6 protein-coding genes are annotated in these 6,904 nt (G+C 43.6%); 4 read left to right on the top strand and 2 right to left on the bottom strand.

The features are described 5' to 3' along the window. Positions 1-458 precede the first annotated feature (458 nt). The gene (locus H6S82_RS13170) at positions 459-707 is read right to left on the bottom strand and encodes a KGG domain-containing protein (RefSeq protein ID WP_190464445.1); all 249 of its coding nucleotides are present in this window, start codon (positions 705-707) and stop codon (positions 459-461) included. 738 nt (positions 708-1,445) lie between these two features. Here H6S82_RS13170 and H6S82_RS13175 point away from each other — a divergent pair. Further along, the gene (locus H6S82_RS13175) at positions 1,446-2,621 is read left to right on the top strand and encodes a PAS domain S-box protein (protein ID WP_190464444.1); all 1,176 of its coding nucleotides are present in this window, start codon (positions 1,446-1,448) and stop codon (positions 2,619-2,621) included. On the opposite strand, the gene H6S82_RS33475 is transcribed toward H6S82_RS13175, so the two are convergent. Next, complete coding sequence (locus tag H6S82_RS33475; RefSeq protein ID WP_190464443.1) at positions 2,591-3,034, bottom strand: zinc ribbon domain-containing protein; 444 nt, start codon at positions 3,032-3,034, stop codon at positions 2,591-2,593. The genes H6S82_RS13175 and H6S82_RS33475 overlap by 31 nt on opposite strands. Before the next feature lie 497 nt (positions 3,035-3,531). Between H6S82_RS33475 and H6S82_RS13185 the strand changes: the two genes are divergently transcribed. The 3 genes from H6S82_RS13185 to H6S82_RS13195 all read left to right on the top strand — a co-directional run bounded on the left by H6S82_RS13185 (position 3,532) and on the right by H6S82_RS13195 (position 6,877). Further along, a complete protein-coding gene (locus tag H6S82_RS13185) occupies positions 3,532-5,424 on the top strand; it encodes a PAS domain S-box protein (protein ID WP_190464442.1) in 1,893 nt (630 codons plus the stop codon). 85 nt (positions 5,425-5,509) lie between these two features. After that, positions 5,510-6,064, top strand: a complete 555-nt coding sequence (locus H6S82_RS13190) for a type IV pilin-like G/H family protein (protein WP_190464441.1) — start codon at positions 5,510-5,512, stop codon at positions 6,062-6,064. A 3-nt stretch (positions 6,065-6,067) separates the two neighbouring features. Next, positions 6,068-6,877 (top strand): Nif3-like dinuclear metal center hexameric protein, encoded by an 810-nt coding sequence (locus tag H6S82_RS13195; protein WP_190464440.1) that lies wholly within the window; start codon positions 6,068-6,070, stop codon positions 6,875-6,877. The last annotated feature ends 27 nt before the right edge of the window (positions 6,878-6,904 follow it).

Genomic DNA, 6,904 nt, shown 5'->3' on the forward strand with positions numbered 1-6,904 from the left:
TCTTTTTGGCGGAGAAACTACCAGGTAAATCATCTTTAGTCCGATTGCTGTCCTTACTAAATAAAATAATCTTTATTGTTTACCCCCCACTTCTTTCGTAAGTATAGTCCCGATGTTAAGTTAGTCTGTGTTTGCTAATACAGCGATCGCCTAAAAAAAACAACCCCGTCTTTCACATCGGGGCTGTCTTTTCTGGCAGGGCATGACTAATGCAGTATGATACAAGTAACCCCCCAGTTTAATTCTTCTTCCTCTTGCCTCCTGCATAGATGTACCCTGCCATAGGCACCGAAGGGAAATTCTTGTCGCGCTGCACTAATCATCTTATTCGATCGCTGCTGCTCAAGCTATCAAGGTTTGAACTTAGCAAATTTTTCGTTATAATTTACAGTCCTATTGCTGCAAGGTATTCGTCTTCGCCTCACCGCCCCTCAGATAAGATCGCATTTGATACCGCATCACTCCGAATCGGTCTTGTCTTTTTGATTTTTGTGGCTGTGTTTTCCGCCTTCGCGACCAATTTCAGCCATATGTTCGCGATCTTTACTGACCGCTTGACCGCCTTTGCGACCGGCTTCTCTAGCTTCTTCGGGTGTAAACTCGTGAGCGGTTCCCTTTTGATGTGCGGCTTGTCCTCCCTTACTGGCGATTTCGCGTTGCTTGTCTTTGTCCATAGAAGCAAATCCGCGCTTGCTTTTCTCCGTCATAGTATTTGTCCTCGCGTTACTAGCTTTTTTAACTAACTATACTTCTACAGACTAAACCTGCTGAGTTTGCCTAATCCTCTGCCTGTAGAAAGAAGCACTAGACGAGCGGGAAAAAATAAGCAAAGGAAGAATTTAACTTTTTTATCCTTCGATATTCTTAGTTATTCATATAGCCATTATTGAACTAATTGAGTTGTCAACCTATATTCTAGGTCGATCCGCACCATATAGTGCAACAAGCCAAGTTAATTCTAACAGCAACTCGCTTTTCTTGAGAAGAGTTGCGTAATCTCCCAAATAATTTTTATCTACAAAATGTAAACGATATATTTTTTGGGTAGGATTAACATCTATCTAAAGATAGATAAAATAAATTTTGGCTTAAATTTAATTATGGCAAATTTAATTGATGTGCTTTAATAGTATAGATTTTTTTAATATTTGAATTTATAAAAATATGCTATAAAATAAAAATATACATATAAACGCAATCATTTATTCGCGCTCGGTCATAGAGTTGGTTGAATGCCACGATAAAGAAAAAAGGCAGAAAAGAGCATCGTTTATTAGGTTTCCGCCTACCCCCTACAGAGGTATACACCGAAAAATAAATACCTGACGACCAAAGAATAATGACTGGGTAATCAAAAATAATCAAAATATCTTTCTTTAGTTAGTATGTAAAAATAAAAAATCCCTGTACCTTTTGTTTATCAGGGAGAGTTTAAAAACTTGCATATGAACGTAGATTTATTTGCCAAGCAGATAGAAGCAATTCACGGTCGCTTATACCAGCTCTACGAAGGAGCTAACGCCACCCCTGCCCCGCAACCGGACTTGCTGCCAAAAGCTTTTAAAGAACTGGGTACGGCCTCGGAAGCACTACAAATAGCAGCAGAGGAACTGTACCAGCAAAATGAAGAGTTGATGGAAGTCAGATCCCAGGTAGAAATAGAACGCCAGCGCTACATGGATCTGTTTGAGTTCGCTCCGGATGCTTACATAGTGACTGATGCACAAGGGAAAATCCGAGAAGCCAACCGCGCCGCCTGCTCAATGCTGAACCTGACACAAAAGTTCTTGATTGGCAAACCCCTGATAGTTTTTATCACTGAGTCAGAACGTTGGGTTTTTCGTTCGGAATTAAACCGAATTCAGCAAAAAGACCGGGTGCAAGAATTGGAAGTGCGAATGCAAGCTCGTGGGGGTGAGCAGTTTGATGCGTCTGTGAAAATAGCTCCCGTCTTGGATGCGGAAGGCAGACCGATCGCCCTGCGTTGGATGCTGCGAGATATCTCAGCACAGAAGCGGAGTCTACAGGCGATCGATCTTTTCGATCTGCATCCGAGCTGCGATCGTCCCGCTCAAGTTTATGCTAAAGGTGAAGTTATTCCCCTCAATTCCCAAACTATTTGGCTAGTATGTCACGGCTTGGTGAAACTGACTACCTTGAGCGAAACCGGCCAAGAAGTATTAGTAGGATTGGCAGGCGAAGAAATGCCTTTTGGTTCCAGCTTAACCTCCCTGCACGCTTACCAAGCCACAGCCTTATCGAAGGAAGTTCGATTAGTGTCTGTTTCCTTGACAGAAATAGCCACCTCCCCAAAACTCGCTCAGACACTTTTATCTAAAATTAACCATCGGCTGCAGCAGACAGAATCTCTTTTAGCCATTTCCGGACAGAGACGAGTCAAAGACCGCTTGTACTATTTTCTGCTGCTGTTGAAACAGGAATTTGGCGAACCAGTCACCGAAGGAACTCGTCTGAGAGTTCGCCTCACTCACGAAGACTTTGCAAATGCTTGCTGCACCACCCGCGTGACGATTACCCGCCTGCTTAGTAGGTTACAGCAACAAAATACTATCTTGTTTGACTCTAAATCTCACATCATCATCAGGAATAGCAATTTATAAACTACCCACTGTGACTGCGTTGAGCAGTGGGTTTTCAGAAGCCCTGAATCATCCCTGTTCAAAGAACAAGAAAGACCCGTGCCACCAGGCGAGTTTATAGTCACCTTACCAAGAATTGCGATGTTGCAACTTCCGTTATAATCTGCATCCCCAGACCATCTGCAATGTCCACATTTAAACCGCTTTCCGTCTCGATAAGATTTACCCTGAATTGGGTGAATGCGAAAGCAGTTATGGCACATCTGGCTAGTGTATCTGGGGTCAACAAATACAATTTTCACGCCTTCTTTTATCGCCTTATAAGTTAGGAATTGCCGTAACTGATAGAACGCCCAACTATTGCCAAGACGCTTATCATCTTTGCTTCTTGGCTTTTGGTTGGTGCGTTCCCTGATTCCGGTTAAATCCTCCAAACTAATGGCCCCCTCCCCACCCTACTGCGTTGAGGCTGGGGACTCTCGCGAATTTGTTGACAAAACTTGCAAGGGCCTGGGTTGCCCCAAGCAGAGTAGGGGTTACAGGCATTTTGGTGGCTCATCTTATCCGTATAAATAAGTAATTTTGGTTTTAGGCTCAGTAATAATACGTAAGTATCTCTCGGCTTGAAAAAGGGCTATGGCGATCGCACCCTAAACCTAAAACATCACGATTATAATTTTTATTAATAAATATTGCTAAATAAGAAAATAAATATTAAAGTTTAAACTAGCTGTAAAAATACAGAATTTCTTAATACAGCTGACGCATTTAATCGGGGGTGCAGCGGGTAAGGGTGCAGGGGAGCTTATCCTCTCCTGTCAATCGATCGTTGAAAAAATTAAATCCTGTTTAAAAACTTTGGTTTTTCTCTGGATTTATAAAAACATAAGCATACGAAGAGTGGATACAACCAAACCAGGTGGATACAACAATGGCAACGGAAGGTAAAGAAAGCGCGATCGTGGAAAACCGATCGCTCAAAGCAGAGCAGAACTTACGGTGCGCCTCTGACAAGTTTTTCGCTCTCTCCCTAGATATGCTTTTCGTCGTGGGTTTAGACGGCTACATCAAACAACTGAACCCAATGTCCGAAAAAACGCTCGGCTTTACAACCAAAGAATTTCTTTCCCTACCGTTGCTGGAATTTGTTCATCCCCAAGACCGGGAATTTACCCTGGCACAATTTGAGAAGCTCGAAAATATAACAGAGACTGTTTCCTTTGAAAATCGCTGTCGGTGCAAAGACGGCTCCTACAAATGGCTGTTGTGGAACGCCACCCTATCTCAGGAGGAACAATTAATTTACCTTGTCGCTAGGGATATCACTGCGAGCAAACAGGAAAAACAAGCTTTGCAGGAAACCGAAGAACGTTACCGCTTGTTAGTTGAAAGCGTCAAAGACTATGCCATATATATGTTAGACCCCCAAGGGCACGTCATCAGCTGGAACCCTGGAGCCGAACGGTTGAAAAGATATCGGGCAGAGGAAATCATCGGCAAGCATTTCTCTTGCTTTTATCTCAGCGAAGATATAAAACAAGGCAAACCCGAACAAGAATTAAGAGTGGCTCAAGCGGAAGGCAGGTATGAAGACGAAGGTTGGCGCGTGCGTAAGGACGGGTCGCGATTTTTGGCTAATGCCGTCGTCACAGCTTTGCGAGGGAAAGATGGACAGCTGCGGGGTTTTGCCAAGGTGACGCGAGACATCACCGAACGCAAGCTAGCGCAAGAGGCGCTCCAACAGGCGAACGACGAATTAGAAAAACGAGTGGAAGAACGAACGGCTGAGCTAACTCAAGCTAATGCCCTTTTGAGACAGGAAATCGACGTTCGCAAGCGTACTGAAGTGGCATTGCGCCAATCAAAAGCACACTTGAAAGAGCAAGCCAAGCAGCTGGAGGAAGCTTTGCACGAACTGCACAGCACCCAAGCGCAACTAATTCAAAAAGAAAAAATGTCTAGCTTGGGGCAATTGGTCGCCGGTATCGCCCACGAAATTAACAATCCAGTCAGTTTTATTTACTGCAATCTAGATTATGCGAATCGCTACGTGCAAGACTTGCTCCACTTGTTACGGCTTTACCAACAAAACTTCCCTCAAAGTACGCCAGAAATTGTGGAAGCAGAGTCAGCGATCGATTTAGATTTCCTCGTAGCCGATATCACTAAATTGTTATCCTCAATGAAGCGGGGAGCTAAGCGCATTCACGAAATTGTTTTATCCTTGCGGAATTTTGCGCGACACGACGAAGCCGAGATGAAATTTGTCAATATTCACGAAGGGATTGACAGCACTCTCAGCTTACTGCAAAACCGCCTAAAAGCAACAGAAGGTTGCCCGCCTATCCAGGTGATTCAAGCTTACGGCGATTTGCCTCTGGTGGAATGCTATCCCGGACTGTTGAATCAAGTATTTATGAATCTGTTCGCCAATGCAATTGATGCTTTGGAAGAGTTAGAACGTAGCAAGGTTGACACTCTCTCACCTTCCCACCCTACCATTATCATTCGCACAGAGGTTGTCGGTCAGCGGGTGAGAATAAGTGTTGCCGATAATGGCCCCGGCATGACAGAAGAAGTGCGCCGACGGTTATACGACCCATTTTTTACCACCAAATCCGTAGGTCAGGGTATAGGTCTTGGTTTGTCGATTTGCTACCAAATTGTTGTGGAAAAACATCGCGGTCAATTGAATTGTATATCCCAGCCTGGGAAGGGTGCGGAATTTGTAATTGAAATACCCGTTTTTGCACGCTCAACGCAGCCGACTTCCTTCCAGTCTAAGACAGAGGTATCTTCTCAGCAACAATTAGCGTTAAATTGAATTGGAGAGTCTTGGCTTCCTTTCCCCTTATCCCTTTCTCCCCCACTCTCGGCTCTCTTTCTAAGAGATATTTGAGGTTGCTTTCATGACACAGCCATCCAATTCTAACGATTTCGTACAAACTCCACAACCAAATCGATCGTCAAATATTTTTATTTGGATTATGGCGAGTTTAGGTTGTGGCTGTTTGGGTTTTATTGTACTAGGCATTATTGCCGCCATAGCTTTGCCTAGTTTCCTCAACCAAGCCAACAAAGCAAGGCAAGCGGAAGCCAAACAATATGTTGCCGCTATTCTCAGATCCCAGCAAGCTTTTAGAATCGAAAAACCTACTTTTAGCAATTCTCTTCAAGAATTACAAGTGGGAATTAGACCGGAAACTGTCAATTATAGCTATAAAATAGTGCCTCAGCCGGATAAAAGCAAAAGCGTAATTATAACTGCACAAGCGAAAAGATCCGGTTTAAAAAGCTACACTGGTACTGTGTTCGCGATTAAAAAGGGCAACGATGTCACTACCGTTACAGTTATCTGCGAAAGCAATCTCTCCACCAGCACACCTCCAGCAGCACCAAAACCTCCTCAAGGTGAAAATAGTTTAATTGAATGTCCTTCCGGTTCGCAAAAAATTAGCATTTAAAATATGAAAATTATCGATTTAATTACGTGGTTTGAAAATTGGGCTCCCCCATCATGGCAAGAAAGTTGGGATAATTGCGGTTGGCAAATTGAGCCGGTAATTTTGGATGAACCAGCACGGGTATTAGTTTGTTTGACTCCCACTTTGACGGTGATGCAGGAAGCTATTTCTCTGCGCGATAATGGCATTCCAGTAAATTTGATATTTGCTCATCATCCACTCATTTTTAGTCCGCTGAAATCGCTGCAAAGTGGGAATCCTATTGCGGAAATGGTTAGACTTGCCTATACCCACAAAATTGGGGTTTACACCGCTCACACTAATTTCGATCGAGTTAATGATGGTACGGCGGATATGTTAGCGCAAATTTTGCAGTTAAAGCAAGTTACGCCGATAACTCCCAGTCAAGATGGATTGGGATACGGTCGCGTTGGCTATCTGGAACCATCCCTGACTTTGAAGGATTTGCTGACTGAAATTCAAACTCGACTTTCTCCTCCGAATCTGATATTTTCACCTGAAAGTAATTTAGATATAACTATTGACAAAGTGGCGGTTTTAGGGGGGTCTGGAGCAAGTTTTATTTCGGCTGTTGTGAAGACGGGAGCTAAAGCTTACCTGACTTCTGATTGTAAGTTTCACCAATTCCAAGAAGCACGCGATCGCGGTATTATCTTAATCGATGCCGGACATTATGCCACAGAAAGACCGGCTTGCGATCGCTTAGTGCAAAAATTCAGAGATTTAGGTGTAGAATGGGCGCAACTGAGCCAAAAAGATGAAGACTTTCGCCAATTTTTTCAGATTACCTAATTAGGTGGGCATTGCCCACCCTACGTT

This window comes from Planktothrix sp. FACHB-1355 (assembly GCF_014748295.1).
In the GTDB taxonomy this organism is placed as follows: Bacteria; Cyanobacteriota; Cyanobacteriia; order Cyanobacteriales; family Aerosakkonemataceae; genus Aerosakkonema; species Aerosakkonema funiforme_A.